This is a genomic window from Archangium sp. Cb G35, assembly GCF_001896145.1.
Taxonomy (GTDB): domain Bacteria; phylum Myxococcota; class Myxococcia; order Myxococcales; family Myxococcaceae; genus Archangium; species Archangium violaceum.
The window spans coordinates 705,910-724,195 of sequence record NZ_MPOI01000002.1; the positions used below are offsets into that span (position 1 = coordinate 705,910).

Sequence of the window (18,286 nt, forward strand, 5' to 3'; positions counted from 1 at the left end):
GCTGGCCGCACTCAGGGCCCCTTCGCTTTGCCCTCGGGGAACGTGACGTACTCAAGGGTGACGGTGCGCGGCCCGGTTGCTTCCCATAGCTTGAGGGTGCAGGGGCAGCCGAGCTGCGCGCGCTCCCCCTCGATGCCTACCACGACGGCACCGGCCCCATTCGCGGGGATGGGCGCCAGTGGCCAATGGGCAAGCTCCACCTGTTCCCCCGCCGAGTCCACCAGCGCCGCCCCCGCCAGTGTCCAGGGCTCGGCGCCGGGGTTAGAGAGGCCCAGACGCACAGCCACGCTTGCCGGGTGTGTCTCGCCCGTGGGCGTGTAGCTGTAGCTCCGGGCTTCAACGAGCCGCAGCGCGTTGGCTGGCGGCTTCGTCACCGACTGGCGAATGCTTGTAGACGCCACGACCCCGGCCCCCTCCAGCCATGCGAGCCCCATGAGCCCGCCCGGCTCCTGACGCTCGGCCAGAAGCCGCGCTTTGTCCTCCTGGCACTGGCGCGCTTCGGCCTGTGCTTCGTCCCTCTCTTTCTCGCAAACGTCGGGCGGGCGCGGCTGCCGGAACACATACACCCGGCGCGTCCCCTTTGCCGCATGGCCCACGAGCCAAAAGCTCGCGCTCGCCGGTGCCGCGCCATCCGCGAAGCGCACCGTCACCTTTACCCGCTCCCCAGGCAGATAATCCCCCCTGGGAATGACGTAGAGACTCAGCCCGTCTTCCCCGAGTGCCCAATGCGCGAGGCGTCCCACTGGCTGAAACTGCACCGCCCCCCCAGCGACGCGGGAGTCAAAGACAAACGCTGTCGGCTCGTCCGCGCTAGTGCACACTTCCAGCACTCCCTCCGGGGACCCTGCTGACAAGTCAAAACGCGCCGTCGCGGCGCAGCGGGGGACGGGGGGAGGCTCTGCGGCTTGCGCAGCACCAGCGAGCAGGGCGGCCAAGCAGGACGGCACCGGGAGAGGGGGGCAGCACGGAAACTCAACCTCCAAAGGGCAAGGTAATAATCTCAGGGCTGCCCGACAGGCTCAATGAGGAGAACGCGCGTGTCTGTCTTGACGTTGCCGGGCGTGCTTCCGGGATCGAGGCACACGCCCAAGCCGGGGGGGCACTCAAAAAGCTTGCCGTGCTCGTCCACGTAGACCGTGACGATTTCCAGGCCAGCAACCAAACACACGGGAAGAGTCCCCTCGCCTGGAATCTTCGCCTCGGTGAAGGTGCCGAAAAGGCGGTTGTCGCCGAGCTGCCACTGTCCAAGAAGCAAGGTCCCGGCGGGCAGATTGCCCACGAGCCCTTCGCCACCAACCTGGAGGGTAACGGGGCCATCCTTCACCCTGGCCAGCTCTCCACGCTCGCCCTTGTACCCTTTCACCGTTGCCATCGGCTCACCCCTAGCAACGTTGAACCGCTCGTGGGTCTTTCGCCAATCCTGGGGGCACGTAATCGCGGGGGGCTCGGTGCGCACCTGGGAAGCGGGCGCGGTGCATCCCCCGTCGAGCAGTGCACAGACCGCCAATGCTGCGGGCTTCACCGGCAAGCGGAACCCTGCACCTTGCGTCTGCGTTTTCGGCGTTTCGTTCTTGGGCGTCTGAGCGGGCGTGCGAAGCATGTCGTTAGCGGTAGACGCGGGAAGTTGAGCCCCATCGGGTGCCGCGTCTCCTCCAGGGAGAGATTCCAGCGGCTTTGCATTGGGCGCCACTTCACGACCGCGCACGCCTGCGTCGGTCGAGCTGGGGGACGTAGGCGGTAGCGGCAGCTCCAACCGTGCCTCGCTGGTGCGGCTCGAAGAGCCAGGCCCCCACAAGTTCGCGCCAACGGACAGGGCAACGACGGCCACCGTCAGCACGGACCCAACGACCCCGAGACGCCACGCTGCGCGTTGAGGGGGTGGACCTGCGGCAGGCTCGAGTTCGCGTGCTGGCGGCACCGGGGCGCTCATTACGGGCGGCTCGTGCTCCACCGGGGCCGGGTCCACGCGCGGCGCTTCTACCATGGGGAGCTTGTCCTGGTTCGCGGCTGCGACCGGGGGCCGGGGGCCTGCTACCGCAGCGGGCACGAAGAGCACGGGTGCCGCGTTCGGAGAGGGCTGCCCGCGCCGGGGGCGCCGCTTCACCAGCTTTAGAAACATGCGCCGCTGTTCGTTTGGCTCCTGCTTGGCCGGGTCATCGAGCGTCGTGGTCGTCTGCGGATCAAGCGGATCCACGAGCGGCGGCTCCCAGGTCGCGTCGTTCTCCGCGTTGGACAGGGACTCATTCAGAGCCGCGCACAGTGTCGCAACCAACGGGAAGCGGCCCTCTGGCCGCTCCGCGAGCATCTTCATGCACAGCAGCGAGGCGGCCAGCGGCACGCGGGGGTTGACGACGTGCGGCGCTTCGGGCCGCTGAGTCAAGATACGCTCGCGCAGCCCGTCCAGGCCCCCTTCATCCGTGCGCTCGCCAAAGGGCAGCGCATCCGTCAGCAGCCAGTAATAAGTCACGCCCAATGCCCACATCTCATCGGTGGGCCCGTACTCGTATTGACCCGTGCCGTCCGGGTTGGCGCGCTGAAAGCGTATCTGCTCGGGAGAGCGGAATTCCTCTGTCCCGGGCGGGAGCTGCGAGCCGGTGAGAGTCGGGGCACTGGCCAGAGAACCAATCCCGAAATCAATCAGGATCGGGCGCTCGTTCCCTTCCCGAATGACGATGTTCTCCGGCTTCACATCGCGATGAAACACACCCGCCGCGTGTACCTCCCCGAGCGTCAATGCCGCGTCCAGGATGATGCGCGTCGCCTTCCGAGCCGACGGGTTTCGCTTGTAGGCAAACGTCCAAAGCGTGTCCCCCGGCACGTATTCCATCACGATATAGGGATGGCCGATAACCGGGTCCGGCCAGAAATCCGAACCCACGTAGCGGACGACGCCGGGGTTCTCCAGGTGAATGAGAATGCCGATCTCCCGCTTGCCCCGCCCGTCCAGCTTGGGGATTAGAAGGAGCTTCAACGCGAAGAAGCGGCCCCCGCGCTCGACCTTGTAGACGATGCCGAGGCCCCCCGCGCCCAAGAACCCCACGACCTTGTAATCTCCGATCATCTCGCCGATGTCCGGGTGCCTGAGTGCCAGTCCCACGCTCTACCTCACCTCGTAGATGGGGGAGCGTACCATGACCGCAAGGATGCGGCTCTCCCGGCGGGACCGGGGCGCAGGTGGACCCCTCCAAAGCTCGCGACCGCTCCAAACAAGTCGGAAACAAATATTGCACGAATTGCGCGTTCAGGCCCGAATCGGGGAAATCAGTACAGATTTGTTTCCTACATGTGTGTGTTATTTCCGTCCGCTGGCGCGCGGCATGTGCCCTTGCAGGACCCGGCAAGGCGCGGGCCTGTTGTGCACTCACGCGCGACGGTTCGGCATGGTCCGTTATTAGCGGTCAGGTCCTACGAGTAGCCCGGGCCCGGTGGTGGCGCGTGGTGGCCTCCGTGGTGGCGCCGCTGGTGGCTCTGAGTGGTGGTGCTGGTGGGCCCGGTGGTGGCGCCACTGGTGGCGCTGAGTGGTGGCGTTGGTGGGCCCGGTGGTGGCCACGCTGTCGCTACCCGCCTCCCTTGCCTGCCCGTCTGGATGCGCGTTGTGCTTTTGGCACGTCCATACGGGCCGGACAGGAGGCCACGTCGACGCGGACCTCGTGGCGAGCATCCAGGCAGGCCAGACGGTCAGTCGCCGCGCGCTTCGTGGTCGCGGTCGATGCGGGCCGTGCCCCATTCGCTCGCTTGTGCGGCCCTTGGTTGCCCGGCTGCACCCTTGCCGATCCCCCCTCTCGCTTTGTTCGTGGCCTGGACACGCGGCTTTGCACTGTGTCACTGCTGGCCTGGGTAGTTCTTGGGCTGTTGGGCGTGTCGTTCAGGGCGGGTAGGTGATGAACAAGATCGAATCCCTGGAGGGGAAACCCTCCGTGTGTGGCGCATGCGTGCGCCGTTGTTGGCTGACAGGTGAGGGCGCCGGGAAAGACGCCGGTAGTCACTCCAGGCCGCGCCTGTGGTCACTCCAGGCGACGCCTGTGGCCACTTGCCAACGGGCCAGCGTTGGGGATCGGCGGGAATCTCGCGCGTCCATGCACCAGCGGCGCGGCATTCTCGGGAGTGCGGCCCCTTCCCCAACGCGGAGAGCAACGCCCGTGCAGGAGGGGAGCCAGCCATGAGCACGCCCCCCGTTGCTGCGGACGCCGCGCCCGCGTTTCTCACGGTGGAGGAAGCCGCCGAAATACTGCGCGTGAACAGGAAGACTCTCTACGAAGCGATCCGGCTAGAGCAGGTTCCCGGCGTCGCTCGCATCGGGAAAACCCTCCGCATCCGCCGCGCGGCCCTGCTAGAGTGGACAGCCGGTAAGGGTCGTGATTCTGCGCTCGGGAGTCGGAAATGAGCGTCAGATTGCGGAAGTGGCAGAACAAGGCAGGAAAGGTCGAGGAGGCCTGGCAAGTGGACTTCGTGTTCCACCACCCGGACGGACGGCGACAGCGAGTCGTGAAGTTTTCGCCTGTGCAGACGCGCCGGGGTGCCGAGCAGTATGAGCGCGAATTGCGCGCCTCCCTCCTCAATGGAACCTTTGGAAAGGAGAACAACAACGGAGAGCGCCCTATGACATTGGCGGAGTTTGCCCCGCGCTTCCTCACCTACAGCGAGAACAACAACAAGCATTCCAGCGTCGTCAGCAAGAGCCAAATCCTAGAGGCTCACATCCTGCCATTTTTCGGTGAAATGGCGCTGGCTGCCATTGGCCCGGCTGAGATTGAGGATTTCAAGGCTGTCATGCGCAAGAAGAAGTCGGCAGCGCGCGCCCGGAAGGAGGCCCCCACGCGGGCAGCCCTCCGCAAGCGCAGCGGCGAGGAACCAAAGCCGCTGAGCCTCAAAACCATCAACAACGTGTTGACGGTGCTGAGCAAGCTGCTGGCGGTCGCGGAAGAGCAGCGGGCAATGGAACAGGCCCCGCGCGTGAGGCTCTTCGCGAAGCTGCCGAAGCCGCCCTTTGATTTCCTCACCTTCGAGGAGGCAGCGCGCCTGCTCAACGCCGCCGAGCCGGAATGGCGAGCGCTGCTCCTGGTGGCGCTCAAGGCGGGGCTGCGGCAAGGGGAACTGATCGGGCTCCAGTGGGGCGACGTGGACTTGCAGCGCGGCAAGCTGCACGTCCGCCGTACCATCTGGCGCGGTGTCTCGGGCTTGCCCAAGGGCGGACGCGAGCGGACGGTGGAACTGCCGGGCTCGGCAGTGGACGTGCTCAAGGGACACCGGCACCTGCGCGGCCCTTACGTGTTCTGCCAGGAGGATGGCCAGCCGCTTACCGACGGGCTGCTCAAGCTGCCGCTGCGCCGGGCCCTCCAGCGGGCGGGCATCACGCGCGAGCAGGGCCGCATCGGCTGGCATGACCTGCGGCACACCTACGGCAGCCACCTCGCCATGAGGGGGATACCGCTGACGGTCATCAAGGAACTGATGGGGCACGCGACCATCGACATGACGGAGCGCTACGCCCACCTGAGCCCGGACACGCGCAGAGAGGCGGTCGGGGTTCTCGACCGGCCCTCTGCGCCCGCGTGCGACATACGTGCAACACGGATGGAGGAAGCTGCCAACCACCCGTAAGCACGGCGTAAAAAAGTGGAGGCGGCGGGAATCGAACCTGCCGCTTTCACGCCGGCTGCAGGAAGCGCCCGTCCACGAGATGCTCGATGACCTCGCGCGCCGAGTGCGGGTCGAGCTTCACCTTCGCCCCCAGTTGCGCCACCGCGCTGGTCGCTGGTAGCCCACGCATGAAGGAGGCGAGCGCGGCCCCCCGTGCCCATACCAACAGGTGGAAGTGATTGGAGGCGAAGGTGAAGGCGTGCAGCCGTACGCTGCCCGCACTCTGCTGGACGGCTCGTGCCAGCACGCCCCCCACCACCTCGTTCATCTCCACGCTGGGACGCAGCAGCAGCCGTCCCTGGTAGCACCTGGATGTGACGAAGTAGTAGCCCTCCTCCTGGAACATCCTCAGCGGCCAAGCCCATCCCCTCTCCCTCCGCACCGTCCGCGAGGTCGATGCACCCCGCGGGCCAGCCGCAACTCCTCGGAAAGACTTGGAGGCCGCGAGGTTCACCCGTCTACGCCGAGTCTCGTTCGCGTTCGACCCTATGCATCAACGCGTGCGGTCACGTGGGACTTGAGTCTCTCGAGTGCGTGCCGCCAGCCAAGCACAGGAGATTTGACGAAGGGCGTTCCTGACCGAACAGAGTTCAAAGCGTGGCGTACGCTCACGATGGAGCGGCCATTCGAACCATCGCCCACTTGAATCCGCACGGAAGAGCCACGCAACCCGTGAGGCTGTTCGAATCGCCATTCCACCGTTCTATCGTCAACCCGATGAACGCGCATGGCGTGCGGAACGCCGTCGACCTGGAACACACCGACGCCTGCGCTCATCCGGAAGTCCTGATGGTACCAGACTCTGAGGGAGGCCTCTTCCACCAGGGCATCCAGAACCACGGAGCTGGGAGCGGTGATCGCGATCCGCCCCCAGAGCGTTCCCGCGGGCCAGCGCAGCTTCATCCAGAGCCAAGGGTGGAGCCATGGGGGAATCACCCGGACCAGCTCAGCACCGGGCTCCTCGAGCGCTGAGCAGCCCAGACCTATTTCGGCACTCTCCTTCTCGCTGATCCAATGAGGGGAGGCCGGAGAAACGCGCTTCCTCATGATTGCGACATAGGACCCTGTGGGCAATCCAACGTACGGAGCGCGACGTACCTCGAGAAACTCGAAGCCCGGCTCGAAGAGCCTCCGAAGCTCGGCCTCGGAGAAGGATGACACGTTGATGCTGGCCTGGAACTCGCCGGCGAACACCTGGAGGAACAACATGCCCCCTGGCTCCAGAGCATTCCACACCCTGTCTAGATAGCGGAGTCTCTGCGCGGGAAGAAGGCAGTGGAAGCAACCCCGGTCGACCACGAGCGATGCGGGCTTGTCGTAAAACGATCCGTCCAGAACGTCACCGCAGACGAACCGCACCTTCATCCCTTCGCGCTCCGCATGGGTAGACGCCACTCGAATCGCGAGATCCGCCCGGTCAATGCCCACGACATCGAGGCCCGCCCGGCACAGGAACTGCGAGTTCTTCCCTATTCCGCAACCGAGATCGTATGCACGCCCGGCTCGAGGGAGAAGACCGCGGTCGATCGCATCCGAAAGGGTTGGCTCCCCAGCCGAAAGGTGCCAGTCGCCCGAGAACCGGTAGAGCGCGGGTATTTGCCACATGAGCCAGTGCAATAGTCCGCTCGGTTGCGCGGCAAACCCGGCGTCGACTTCCTTCCTCCAGTCGATGATCATGTCAGGCCTGATTCCGTTCCCCGCTCGCACCACGAGTGCTGTCGGGAGGAGCACCGGAGCCAGGAAGGACAAGATGTTGCGAATGCGTCCCTCCGTACGCCACTCCCAGGGCGTTGCCGAGAAGACCACGGCGCTGATGGACTCGGTGACGACATTGCTGCCGAATACATCTCGAAAGCCGGGGAGCACGGTGACCTTCCCCGACCCGGCCAGCTCTCCGAGAGACCGCTCCGCCTCCGACGTGAGCCGGCCATGGGACTCTTCGAGGAAGAGAAAGACCTTCGACGCCCCGTTCTCGAGCACCGTACGCGCGTTGCGTGCATTGCCGAATACAATCGCCGTCCCACCCCGCTCGAAAGGCTTTCGATCTTGTACGAGACGGGAAAAATGGGCCTCGAACTTCGCATCCACGGTTGGCTCGGCGTGCATTGTGGATGACCGTATTCGTACCCGGGCTTCTGGAGCAAGACCTCGTAGGGCGCGTCGTGGCTGCGTGCTCCCCCAAGCAGGAGCGGAGGAGAGGAGCGTGACGCGCCCCCAGGTAGGAGCAGAGGAGGCGAGCGTGGCGCCTGAGGCAGGAGCGGAGGAAGGAGAGGACGCCGCCAGTAGACTTTCGCGGGGCTGCTGCGCAGGACATTCGCGGTGGACGTGTTCACCTGCGTCAGGTGTGGAGGCAGGCGGCGGGTGCTGGCGTACGTGAAGCAAGCGAGGCTGCGTGGCCTCTCCACCGGCCCGGCTCACAGCTCGGCCGGCACCCGTCAGCGGCCCTCCTCGGCCCCTCTGCACCAGCCCTCCCCCTCAACACGGCCTCTCTCCTGCCTATACGCCAACGGATTTGGTCCAAATCTGGTCCGATAAGAACCGATTTGGTCCCCCAAGATGCTCCACGCCTCCTCGTTAAGAGTGGGTTCGACTCAAGGCGGCGGGCAACCTCTATTGGAAGCGAGGGCGGCGTGCGCTTCGAGGCGTTGCCCCCGCCCACGCAAGGTGAGGTGGAGCGACTGCTGCGGGTGGTGCGTCACCGGGTGCTGCGGCACCCAACGCAGTGCGCGAACACCCAAACATATCAGACTTCCATTCCGGGCAAGCGCGGGTCGCGGTGGCGAAACCCACTCGCTGGCTGACTGGCCCACGGACGGTGAAGGACCGCCCGTGGGCCAGTACCAGGTCCTGGCGTGGACACGGCTCAGTGCGGCAGCTGGGCGGACGTCAGCGTGATGATGAACCGGCTGGCGTCCTCACGCTCGTGCTTCAACTGCGCCGGGAATTGTTCCTGGGAGACGATGTCGACCTGCTGGGTCTCCGCGTTCCACTGGAAGTAGACCGACCCCGTCGCGATGTAGACGCCCGACTGCTCGTCGCGGACGTAGATGGCGGTGGTCACCGGCGGACCGCTCACGGGCATCGTGCCCACGAGCTTGAACTCGTCATCCGCGTTGGAATAGAGCAGCTGCTCACCGACATCGGCGGCATTCACCTTGAGCGAGTAGCGCCTCGCCTCGCCTCCCGTGGCGTCCTTGAACTTGAAGGCGATGACGCGCGTGTCATTGGCGAGGACCTTGAACCGCGAGAGTCCTCCGATGGAGGTGATGTCCGGGTTGTTGCCCGTGAGGACCGCGTAGTTTCCCGTACTGTTGGCGTGCTGCCAGGCCAGCACCTTGGCCGCCGGGCCCACCATCACCGACTTGAATCTATCATTGAGGAAGCCCGGGTAGAGATTGACGTCATCCCCCACGGAGTAGGTGTGGGGGGCGCCGCCAAAACTCTTGGACTCATAGAACTGGGATTGGCTTGGACCTATGTCTGTTTGTGTCGTGGATGTGGTGCCTGGGGTCATCATGGGAGAACATCCTCTTTCTTGTGAAGTCGAGTCTCGCGTTCCACATGACTCGACGCCAGGTCAATGGCGAGATACAGGTATGTCTTTGTGTGCCACCCAGCCATTGCCCTGCGGGGATCCCTCCTGTCATTGAAGGAGGGCCGGAGGGCTCCCCGACGAACTCACGCCAGAGGGGTCGCCTCCCCTCCCGGGCTGGCGGCCGCCTCGAGCGGCGAGCCGCGCGTTCGAGGAGTATCCAAGAGGCGTGTGCCCAATGGGGCTGCACGGCGTCTCCACTGGCCCGGAGCACAGCCCTCGTGGCACCCGTCAGCAGCCCTCCTCGCCCCCTCGGCTCCTGCCCTCTCCCTCAACACCGCCCCCATCCCTCCTATACGCCTCCGGATTTGGTCCTGATTTGGTCCGACAAGAACCGATTTGGTCCCCTGATGCGAGCCGTGCCTCCTTATTTAGGAGTGGGTTCGACTCAAGGCGGCGGGCAACCTCTAGTGGAAGCGGCGGGAATCGAACCTGCCGCCTGGCACTCCCAGCGCGGGCCTGGCGGAGTCTCGTGGGAGCCTGGTGGTAGTGTGTGCCCTGGCGAGACCCCCAAGATGGGGCAGGGCGGCTCGGGGCGCGGCATGAACATCGTCTACAACCTGGTCACCGGCGTGCTGCGCGGGACCATCCACATCGAGCCGGAACCCGGCAAGGGTACGACCGTCATCATGGTCCTACCGCGCAAGGTTCCGGAGAAAGAGGAGCTGTCAGAGCACGGCCTGAGCCGCGCGACCGCGTCACTTCAGCACGGCCGCCACGTCGACGATATCCACACCCTGCAGCTGGCCGAGCCATGCGTCGAACCACGGCTTGTGCGAGGAACCGACAATGGACAGCACGCGCGCGCCGGGGCGTTCCCGGAACGTCTCGCGGATATTGGCAACCATCCGCAGGTTACGGATTTCCCAGCCGGCGACCCACATCTGCGGGTAGCCTTCCGGCGACTTTGCGCGCATGGCCGCGCTGACATTGGTCTCGGCAAGCACCCGCAGGTTTTTCGGCTCGTTGATGTAGCGGTACAGCGGCAGCAGGTCTGAAGCTTGCGACAGCAGTTGCTCCCGCTTTACAAGTTCGCCCAACCCCGTGCCGCCCGCGGCCCACGCCGCTTCGATCGAACGCGCGAAAGCCTTGATGTCCGAGACATCCATGCGGTCGCCGGTATGGTTGTCCACCGCGTACACCCGTTGCAGGCCCAGGCGCGCGGCCAGGCGTGCGGCCAGCTGGTAGTTTTCGTTGTTGATCGTCGCGATCCGGCGGAGGTTCTCCACCAGTGACGCATCCAGGCTGTCGCCGGCACGGCGCTCGGTTTTCGGCAACTGCAGCCACTGCACATAGGCCGAGGCAGGGTCGTTTGCCGCCAGGAACAGCGCGGCCAGGCGCCGCCGCTGCGCCGGCGCCGGCTGCGCCGGCCAGGCCTTGAGCGTCTTGTCCACTTCGGCGAGGGCGGCGGGCACGTCCATCCCGGTGGCCGCTTTCGCCGCGTCAGTCGGGTCGCAGTAATCGGGGCCGTACCTGGCGGGATGGCGCGCAGCGAGATCGCATTCCTCGCCGGACTCTCCCTCAATTGTGATGATGTCGGGCTTGAACGCCGCCAGCCGGTCCGTCACTCCGTCCAGCGATGCCGGATTGAAGCCTTTCGGCATGTCGCGCAAGTGCACGGTGCCCAGCACCAGTACTTGCGCCCGCGGCCCGGCCATGTCGCGATCGAGCGCCGCCAGGTCGACCTGTGCCTGCGCTGCGAACGGCAATGCCGCGATCCATGCCCAAGCCCACTTTGTCCATTTGCTCATGTCGTGTTTTTCCTTGTGTCGAATAAACTATTAGCCTTTTTGCAATGGAACGTATGACGGCTGGCGGGCAACCCGGAACTGGCGCTGCGCATCCGGGTTGCCCGCCTTCCTGGCCTTTCATCCTCGCCATCGCCGCCGGCATCAAAGCGGCTTCGCTACTGAAAGTTCACCCAACCCTTTATCAGCTTGTGAGTGGAGGTCGGTGGGCTGCCCGGATAGTAGATGTTCGTCAGCGCCAGACCGGTGTGACCGTTCACGCCCACGTTGCCAGCGAAGATGTAGTCGTATTTCGCCCAGTTGCCATTCGTAAACTGGATCGTCGGCCGGCCGTCGCGGCAAAGCTTGGAGGCCCCGCAGATTGGGTCGTAGGAGTTGTCGACTTCCCAGAAGACCTTATTGGTGTTGACCGAACCGTCAGGGTTGACGCGATAGATCCTGTCCATCGCCAACGAGTCGGGCTTGCTGTTGAAATCGCCTGTCAAAATGACCCGGTGCCCCGCCTGAACGAGTGGCTTCAAAATGCTGTTGATTCTGGTGGCCTGTTCGGCACGGATTTCGAAGTCCTGGGCGTCCGAGACGCTGGAGTGGCCGCTCCAAAGGTGCGTCGTGCAGAAGGTGAACAGGCCAGGCGTCGGCATACTGGGTACGTCCGCACAGAACAGAGTGAATTCCCTGCCGCCTGGATAGCCCAACTCGCCGTGATACTTGCCCATCACAGGCAAACGGTAGGAGTGCAGGCTCATAGGGCGATTCGAGGCGAGAACCTGGCCCAGGTCGCCGTCGACGCCGCATTTGTCGAGGTCAGCCTCGCTATACTTCGACATCGGAATGAATGCGGTATGCCAACCATATTGCGCGAAGAATGCCTGGAACTCCGCGAAATCGGCGGAACAGACCTCCTGCATCGTCGCGACGTCGGCACCGTTTAGAACCTGGTCTCTCACTCCGAACCAATCCGGATAGTTGTCGGTGCGTTCACCGGTGATGTTGTGATTCACCACCGTGACCGTGTAGGCGGCCTCGGAAGAGCCGGGCATGAGCCCCATTGATAAAACGGATGCCATCATCGCGAGCGTACGAGTGACTGAGAACTTCATGTTCGGGACCTCCAGGGTGAGGTCTGCATTCTACCGAGCAGTGCGGGTGGACCGGTAGCGAAGCACCCGTCGCGCCTTCGGTCCGTGGATTCCAGCAGGCCAAGGGGAACCCGATCGTGGTCCGGTCGAGCGCCGCGTCCTACGACAGCGACACCCAACGCCGGCTCTGGGAACTCTCCGAGAAGCTGACGGGCGTCGCCTTCCCCGGCGTGCACGGCCGCGAGCCCTGGAAGCTCCACCGGGGAGCGGACGCGCCCAAGCTCCTGCTGGACCTCGTGCCGGGAGCGGCCTCGTCCTCGCCGCGCGCCTTCACCCGCGCCGGGGATGACATCTTCTTCGCCGCCGCCGATGACGCCCATGGCGAGGAACTCTGGGTGACACCCAAGGAGCAAACCACTGCCGGTAATCATCCGGGGGCGCCTCCTGGGGCCTTTCAGTCATTTAAAATGGCCATGTCACACGCGGCACCGGCTGCGTCGTCCTGGGGATGGAAGGGCACTTCGCCCTTCAGAACGAGGACCTACACATGAAGCCCCGGATGAATGCTTTCGCGGTCGCGCCGGACGCCCTCAATCTCATGGTGGATTTCAGCAAGAAGGTGGAGGCCCTGGGGCTGGAGCCGAGCCTCCGCGAGCTCGTCAAGATCCGCTCGTCCCAGCTCAATGGCTGCGCCTTCTGCATCCACATGCACACCCGCGACGCCCGCGCACATGGGGAGACTGAGGAGCGCATCTACCTTCTGGACGGCTGGCGTGAGTCGCCGCTGTACACCGACCGCGAGCGGGCGGCCCTGGGCTGGACCGAGGCCCTGACGCTCGTCTCCCAGACGCACGCACCCGACGAGGACTACGCCGCGCTCAAAGCGCACTTCACCGAAGAGGAGATCGTGAAGCTGACCCTCATGATTGGCGTCATCAACATCGCGAACCGGCTCGTCCTGGGCTTCCGGATCGTGCACCCGGTGACTCCTCGCAGTGAAGCCGCCTGATTCAAATCCCGCGGACGTCTTCGACCCGCTCCGCCCCCGGCTGCTCCGCATCGCGTACCGGATGCTGGGCATCGTCGCGGAGGCGGAGGACGTGGTGCAGGAGGCGTATCTCCGTTGGCACCAGACGAATCGCGACGTCGTGCGGGACGCCGAGGCCGTGCTCGTCCGCACGGTGACGCGTCTGTGCCTGGACGTCCTGAAGTCCGCGCGCGTCCGGCGCGAGGAGTACGTGGGGACCTGGCTTCCAGAGCCCATCATCGAGACAGTGGAGGGCGATGACTTGACGCTGACCCTGATGTTGGCCCTGGAGCGCCTGTCCCCCCTGGAGCGCGCCGCGTTCCTCCTGCACGATGTGTTCGGCATGGACTTCGAGCAGGTGGCGAAGGCCATCGACCGCTCTCCTGCGGCGTGCCGCCAGCTCGCCAGCCGGGCGCGGGACCATGTGCAGGAGGCCCGGCCCCGCTTCCCCGTGACGGAGGCGAAGGGCCACGAGCTGGCCTCGGCGTTCCATGCCGCGTCCCGGAGCGGCGACACGCAGGCGCTCCAGGCACTGCTGGCCCAGGACGCCATCCTGTACGCCGACGGCGGCGGCAAGGCGAAGGCGGTCCCCAATCCCATCTACGGCCGGGAGAAGCTGGTGCGCTTCTTCGAAGGGGTGTGGCGCATTCCAGCCGTGGGCTTGGCGCGGATCGTGCATGAGGGCACCATCGATGGCCTGCCCGCGTACGTCACGATGGATCCGGATGGAATGCTGCAGACCACGGCGTTTGCCATCGAGGACGGCCGGATCGTCGCCCTCTACGTCACGCGCAACCCCGACAAGCTGAAGGGCATCCGGCGCGCGGTGGTGGGCGAGTCGTCGTAGGGGGCTTCAGCGCGCGGCGAAGGACTCGCGCGCGAAGTCGGCTTCCCCCCTCAACAGCCCCCGCGCGGAGTCAAGCGCCATGGCGGTTCGCGTGGGCCGTGGAGGGTTCCGCGCCCACCCGCGCACCGTACGTGATCTCCCGGATGGAGGGCCCTGGTGGCGGCTCGAATTCCCTGACACGGATGGCATGCTCCGGTTGCGGTGTTGTGAATGCAACGAATTGCCTCCATTGCTGACGGATTGAGACGCCGTGGCGCCAATCAATGACTGTCAGAGGGCTCCCGTATACCCAGACACGCGGCCGGGACGAGCCCTGCCCGTGAGGAGTCCACCATGGCGAAAGCGCATACACTCAGTGACAACTTCAACGACAACTCGACGGACACCAGCAAGTGGCTCGCTTTCGGAAGTACCCATGAGGTCAACCAGCGCCTGGAGCTCTACCCCGACGGGCTCAGCAAGACGGCCTCGGGTTACGTCTCCACCGTCCCGTATGACCTGACGGGCTCCAGCTTCAAGCTCGAGGTCACCCAGACGCTGAGGCCCGTCCTGGGGGCGCGGACCTTCTTCCGGGCGCTCGTGACCGAGGATGTCAACGAGGTGGGCATGCTCGTCGAGAACGGGGTGCTGCATTGCGGACAGACCGTCTCGGGGACGCGCACTTCGCTGGCGAGCGTGCCGTACGAGCCCGCGCGGCACCTCTGGTGGCGGCTGCGCGAGGCCGCGGGGACGCTCTGGTGGGAATGCTCGGGGGATGGCCAGAGCTGGCAGGTGCTGCACAGCAGGCCGAGCCCGATTCAGCTCACCGCGGTCAAGCTGTCCTTCGGGGCCGGACGAGACAATGGGTTCCCCTCGTTGGGGCTGGCCATCTTCGACTCGGTCAACACCCCGGACGCGGGCCTTCCCCGCCGGGTGGAGGAGCGGCGCCTGTCGGCACTGCGCATGCGCGAGCAGGCCGCGGAGCTCGCCGCCGCGCGTCCGCACTCCGCGCACTTCAACAACAACGATGAGGTCAACTACCCGAGCCGTGCCTTCGTCGGCAACTTCTCCAAGGGCCTGCGCCACGACAGCCTGGGTGACCCGGACCCCGTCTCCTACGGCTCGCTGCTGCGCGCCCTGGAGAGCCGCGACCCCGCTGACTTCGAGGAGCTCCTCCTGGGGGGAGCCAAGAAGCTGACCAATCCGCAGGCGGGGCTCGCCTTCGACCTGGAGGCTCCGGACGCCCAGTCCATCACCCTGCTTCCCGCGCCGCGCTTCGACAGCGAGCAGGCGGCCGATGAGATGGGGGAGCTGTACTGGATGGCCCTGGCCCGCGACGTGCCCTTCATCGACTACGCCACCGAGGCCACCACCGCTGGCAGCATCCTCCAGCGCGCCATCGAGTCGCTCGACGGCGAGTTCCCCAGCTTCGGTGGGACGCGGAGTGTCAACGCGCAGAACCTCTTCCGTGGCATCTACCCGGGCGAGCAGGTGGGCCCGTACGTCTCGCAGTTCCTGCTCAAGGGCAACGTGGATCCGCGCAAGCCGGAGGGCCAGGGGCGAGACGCCGCCGATGGCTACATCACCTACGGCTCGCAGGTCATCGACCAGCGGCATTGGACGGTGAAGGGCTTCCCGGAGCTGGGGGCCGCCGCCGACTACCTCACCGGCTTCAGTGACTGGCTGGCCGTGCAGAACGGCCGGGATGACCGGGGCGGGGACCAGCTCGACATGACGCGGCGCCGCTTCATCCGCAACCTGCGGGACGGGGCCAACTTCGTCCACTTCGACCAGGTGGTGAACGCCTTCTACAACGCGGCCTTCTACCTGATGTCCGAGCCCACGGGAGACCAGCGCCTGGGCAACCCGGCGAGTACGGGCCGGCCCATGGTGGACATGGACTTCCCCTTCAATCCGGGCAACCCGTACGACCCGCCCGGGACGGCGGGGGACTCGCGCACCCAGGTGGGTTTCACCACCTTCGGCCCGGTCCACCTGCTGCAGGTGCTCATCGAGGTGGCGGGACGGGCGGGGCGCGCCGTGTGGTGGCAGAAGTGGGGCGTGCACCGCCGCTTGCGTCCCGAGGAGTACGGAGGGCGCGTGGACAACGCGCTCAATGAGCGGCGCACCTACCCGTTCAGCGCGAACATCCGGCATTCGCTCTCCAACGGAGGGCTCTCCCCCTACTTCCCGGAGCGCTACGGTTCGTACCTGCTGCCGCAGGCCTACCCGGAGGGAGCGCCCACGCACCCGGCCTACGGCGCGGGCCACGCCACCATCGCCGGTGCATGCGCCACCATCCTCAAGGCTTTCTTCGATGAGAAGGCTCCCGTGGAGAATCCCATGGTGGCCAGCGCGGATGGCACCGCGCTCATGCCGTACACGGGCGCGGACGCGTCACAACTGACGGTGGGGGGCGAGCTCAACAAGCTGGCGGGCAACCTGGCCCTCTTCCGCAACGCGGCGGGCGTGCACTGGCGCAGCGACTACACCGAGTCACTGCCCCTGGGCGAGAAGGTGGCCATCGGGCTGCTGCGGGAGATGAGCCGCACCTTCAACGAGGACGACGCCTTCTTCCAGCTCACGAAGTTCGATGGCACCACCGTCCGCATCTTCGACGGCTGCGTGGAGCCCGTGCCGGTCTCATGAGGTGAGGGCTTGCCGGCGGCGGGTTCGATTCCCGCCGCCTCCACATTCAGAAGCCCAGCAATCAGGTACTCGGCGTTGCAAGTAACCCCTCACTACCATGCGCTGGTGCCGGAAGGCGTCTTCTCTCGTGCGCGAAGCAGCTCATGCGCTTCATCAGAGGCTCCACGTACGCCAGAGCCTGGCCTCACCGGGTGCGCATCAGCGGTAGATGCACGCGAGATTGCTCATGGTGGCACCCACATCCACAGGCACCCCGGAGACGGCATTCTGGTCGTATGCACACCAGCGGTGAGCCGCCGCACGGCAGCCCTTGGAGAACTCCGGCCCGGCCAGGGGCGAGCTCAGGCAGTTCGTCCTCCAAGCCCAGTCGGTGTTGTTGACACCGCCGAAGTAGCCGTTGCTCGACGGTTGTTGGTCGACGCAGTTGATGTAGATCCTGCTCCCATCGAACTCCTGAGGAATTCCGCCCACGTAGCCCCGGTCGGCGCAGTAGCGGCTGGCCGCTGAGGTGCACGCCTTCGAGTACTCGGGCGTGGTGATGAGGTTGGTCGCCGTGCAGCCAGGGCCGTTCAATTCGTCGAGCGAAATGAAGAACCCCTTGGCGCGGAAGCAGGCGAGATACAGGTTGGGAGGACCGTACTCGATGGGGGTTCCTCCCTCCCATCCCGTGCTATTGCAGTAGCGGCGGGCGGCGGCGACGCAGGCGCGGCTGTAGCCGACGGTGGAGTTCAGATCCGTGCTCGTACAAGTGCTGACGAGATTGCTCAGGGTGGAGACGGGAACACTGACGATGTAGTTATCATCGATATAGCCATTGCAGTTGTTGTCGATGTTGTCACGGGTCTCGGGAATGGGGGTGCCGGGCGTGCAGATGCCCGGCGCGCCGTTGACGCAAGCCTCCACCGTCCGCTTGCAGGCACCTACCCCGCAGGTGACGGTGCCGAGTCCCTCGTCGATGAGGCCGTCGCAGTCGTTGTCCTTGCCATCGCAGACCTCGGGAGAACAGCTCTCCACGGTCAATGTCAGCGTGACGTCGCCATGGCGGCAGTCCATGTACTGTTCGTCGTCCCCGATGGTGACGAGGGTGAAGGTGCGCGCGTCGGGGCGGGAGGGGTAGGCCGCCTCATCAATGGTCCAGAAGGAGGTGAGATTGACATTCATCGTCCCGACCGTCTCCGTCCTTGGCACCGTACAGTCCGCGCCCGTGGCACCCGAGGTACACCAAGCCGGCTGCAGGTTCTGGTTGTCGATGGCCTGGCCGACGATTTTGGACCAATCGTACGGCACCGGGCTGGTGCCCAGCGGATTCGGGGCGTTGGAGTATGCCGCCACACGCCGGTCGCTGCTCATGAGGATGTAGTTGTTGAAGTTGAGCAGCAGCACGTCGTCGTACTTGAACGCGGTGTTGTTGGTACTGCTCAGATGCATGGATCTGATGCGCTTGCCTGCCAGCCCGGTGATGGTGCGGGGCTCCTCCAACCGGCCCGAGGCGATCCCGTTCACGGGATTCACGAAATTGCAGTCGCCGGTGGCCTGGTTGTCCGCCCAGTGCAGCGTGTAGGTCAGCGTCTGCGCCTGCTCCACCTGGGCCAGGGACGACTCCGGGAGTGCTTCGTCCATCCTGGGCTCGGCCTCGATCACGCCGCACCCCGCGCCCCAGAGGAGCGTCAGGCAGGGCAGGAAGAGGCGGACTGGCAGCGGATGTGAGCGATGTTCCTTCATTTG

14 protein-coding genes are annotated in these 18,286 nt (G+C 65.5%); 6 read left to right on the plus strand and 8 right to left on the minus strand.

From position 1 onward, the window contains the following. Nucleotides 1-11: 11 nt before the first annotated feature. Both BO221_RS09350 and BO221_RS09355 read right to left on the minus strand, forming a co-directional pair. Complete coding sequence (locus tag BO221_RS09350; protein WP_073560031.1) at nt 12-947, minus strand: DUF2381 family protein; 936 nt, start codon at nt 945-947, stop codon at nt 12-14. A 53-nt stretch (nt 948-1,000) separates the two neighbouring features. Next, nucleotides 1,001-3,097: a serine/threonine-protein kinase gene (locus BO221_RS09355; protein ID WP_073560032.1), complete on the minus strand. Its 2,097-nt coding sequence runs from the start codon at nt 3,095-3,097 to the stop codon at nt 1,001-1,003. 1,062 nt (nt 3,098-4,159) lie between these two features. On the opposite strand from BO221_RS09355, the gene BO221_RS09360 reads away from it, so the two are divergent. Together BO221_RS09360 and BO221_RS09365 are read left to right on the plus strand one after the other, a co-directional pair. Further along, complete coding sequence (locus tag BO221_RS09360; RefSeq protein WP_071905296.1) at nt 4,160-4,384, plus strand: helix-turn-helix domain-containing protein; 225 nt, start codon at nt 4,160-4,162, stop codon at nt 4,382-4,384. Further along, nucleotides 4,381-5,601, plus strand: coding sequence for a site-specific integrase (locus BO221_RS09365; protein WP_073560033.1), 1,221 nt, complete (start codon nt 4,381-4,383; stop codon nt 5,599-5,601). Before BO221_RS09360 ends, BO221_RS09365 begins: the two co-directional genes overlap by 4 nt. A 46-nt stretch (nt 5,602-5,647) precedes the next feature. Here BO221_RS09365 and BO221_RS09370 read toward each other — a convergent pair whose 3' ends face one another. From BO221_RS09370 to BO221_RS09395, 5 genes are all read right to left on the minus strand, one after another. Then, nucleotides 5,648-5,986: a hypothetical protein gene (locus BO221_RS09370; protein WP_073560034.1), complete on the minus strand. Its 339-nt coding sequence runs from the start codon at nt 5,984-5,986 to the stop codon at nt 5,648-5,650. 140 nt (nt 5,987-6,126) lie between these two features. Beyond that, on the minus strand, nt 6,127-7,728 hold the full coding sequence (locus tag BO221_RS09375; protein ID WP_158079804.1) for a bifunctional 2-polyprenyl-6-hydroxyphenol methylase/3-demethylubiquinol 3-O-methyltransferase UbiG: 1,602 nt from the start codon (nt 7,726-7,728) through the stop codon (nt 6,127-6,129). A gap of 775 nt (nt 7,729-8,503) precedes the next feature. Beyond that, complete coding sequence (locus BO221_RS09380) at nt 8,504-9,157, minus strand: beta/gamma crystallin domain-containing protein (RefSeq protein ID WP_073560036.1); 654 nt, start codon at nt 9,155-9,157, stop codon at nt 8,504-8,506. 773 nt (nt 9,158-9,930) lie between these two features. Then, nucleotides 9,931-10,983: a DUF5694 domain-containing protein gene (locus BO221_RS09390; protein ID WP_073560037.1), complete on the minus strand. Its 1,053-nt coding sequence runs from the start codon at nt 10,981-10,983 to the stop codon at nt 9,931-9,933. Between the two features lie 155 nt (nt 10,984-11,138). After that, nucleotides 11,139-12,080, minus strand: coding sequence for an endonuclease/exonuclease/phosphatase family protein (locus BO221_RS09395; RefSeq protein WP_073560038.1), 942 nt, complete (start codon nt 12,078-12,080; stop codon nt 11,139-11,141). 116 nt (nt 12,081-12,196) lie between these two features. Between BO221_RS09395 and BO221_RS52400 the strand changes: the two genes are divergently transcribed. From BO221_RS52400 to BO221_RS56005, 4 genes are all read left to right on the plus strand, one after another. Further along, a complete protein-coding gene (locus BO221_RS52400) occupies nt 12,197-12,610 on the plus strand; it encodes a hypothetical protein (protein ID WP_158079805.1) in 414 nt (137 codons plus the stop codon). Next, the gene (locus BO221_RS09410) at nt 12,607-13,068 is read left to right on the plus strand and encodes a carboxymuconolactone decarboxylase family protein (RefSeq protein ID WP_073560039.1); all 462 of its coding nucleotides are present in this window, start codon (nt 12,607-12,609) and stop codon (nt 13,066-13,068) included. Before BO221_RS52400 ends, BO221_RS09410 begins: the two co-directional genes overlap by 4 nt. Then, entirely contained in the window at nt 13,055-13,933 is an 879-nt protein-coding gene (locus BO221_RS09415; RefSeq protein WP_073560040.1) for a sigma-70 family RNA polymerase sigma factor, read from the plus strand. The genes BO221_RS09410 and BO221_RS09415 overlap by 14 nt, the downstream gene beginning before the upstream one ends. Before the next feature lie 333 nt (nt 13,934-14,266). Continuing rightward, nucleotides 14,267-16,561, plus strand: a complete 2,295-nt coding sequence (locus BO221_RS56005; protein ID WP_233165830.1) for a vanadium-dependent haloperoxidase — start codon at nt 14,267-14,269, stop codon at nt 16,559-16,561. Between the two features lie 198 nt (nt 16,562-16,759). On the opposite strand, the gene BO221_RS09425 is transcribed toward BO221_RS56005, so the two are convergent. After that, nucleotides 16,760-18,283, minus strand: a complete 1,524-nt coding sequence (locus BO221_RS09425) for a MopE-related protein (RefSeq protein WP_073560041.1) — start codon at nt 18,281-18,283, stop codon at nt 16,760-16,762. Between the last annotated feature and the right edge of the window lie 3 nt (nt 18,284-18,286).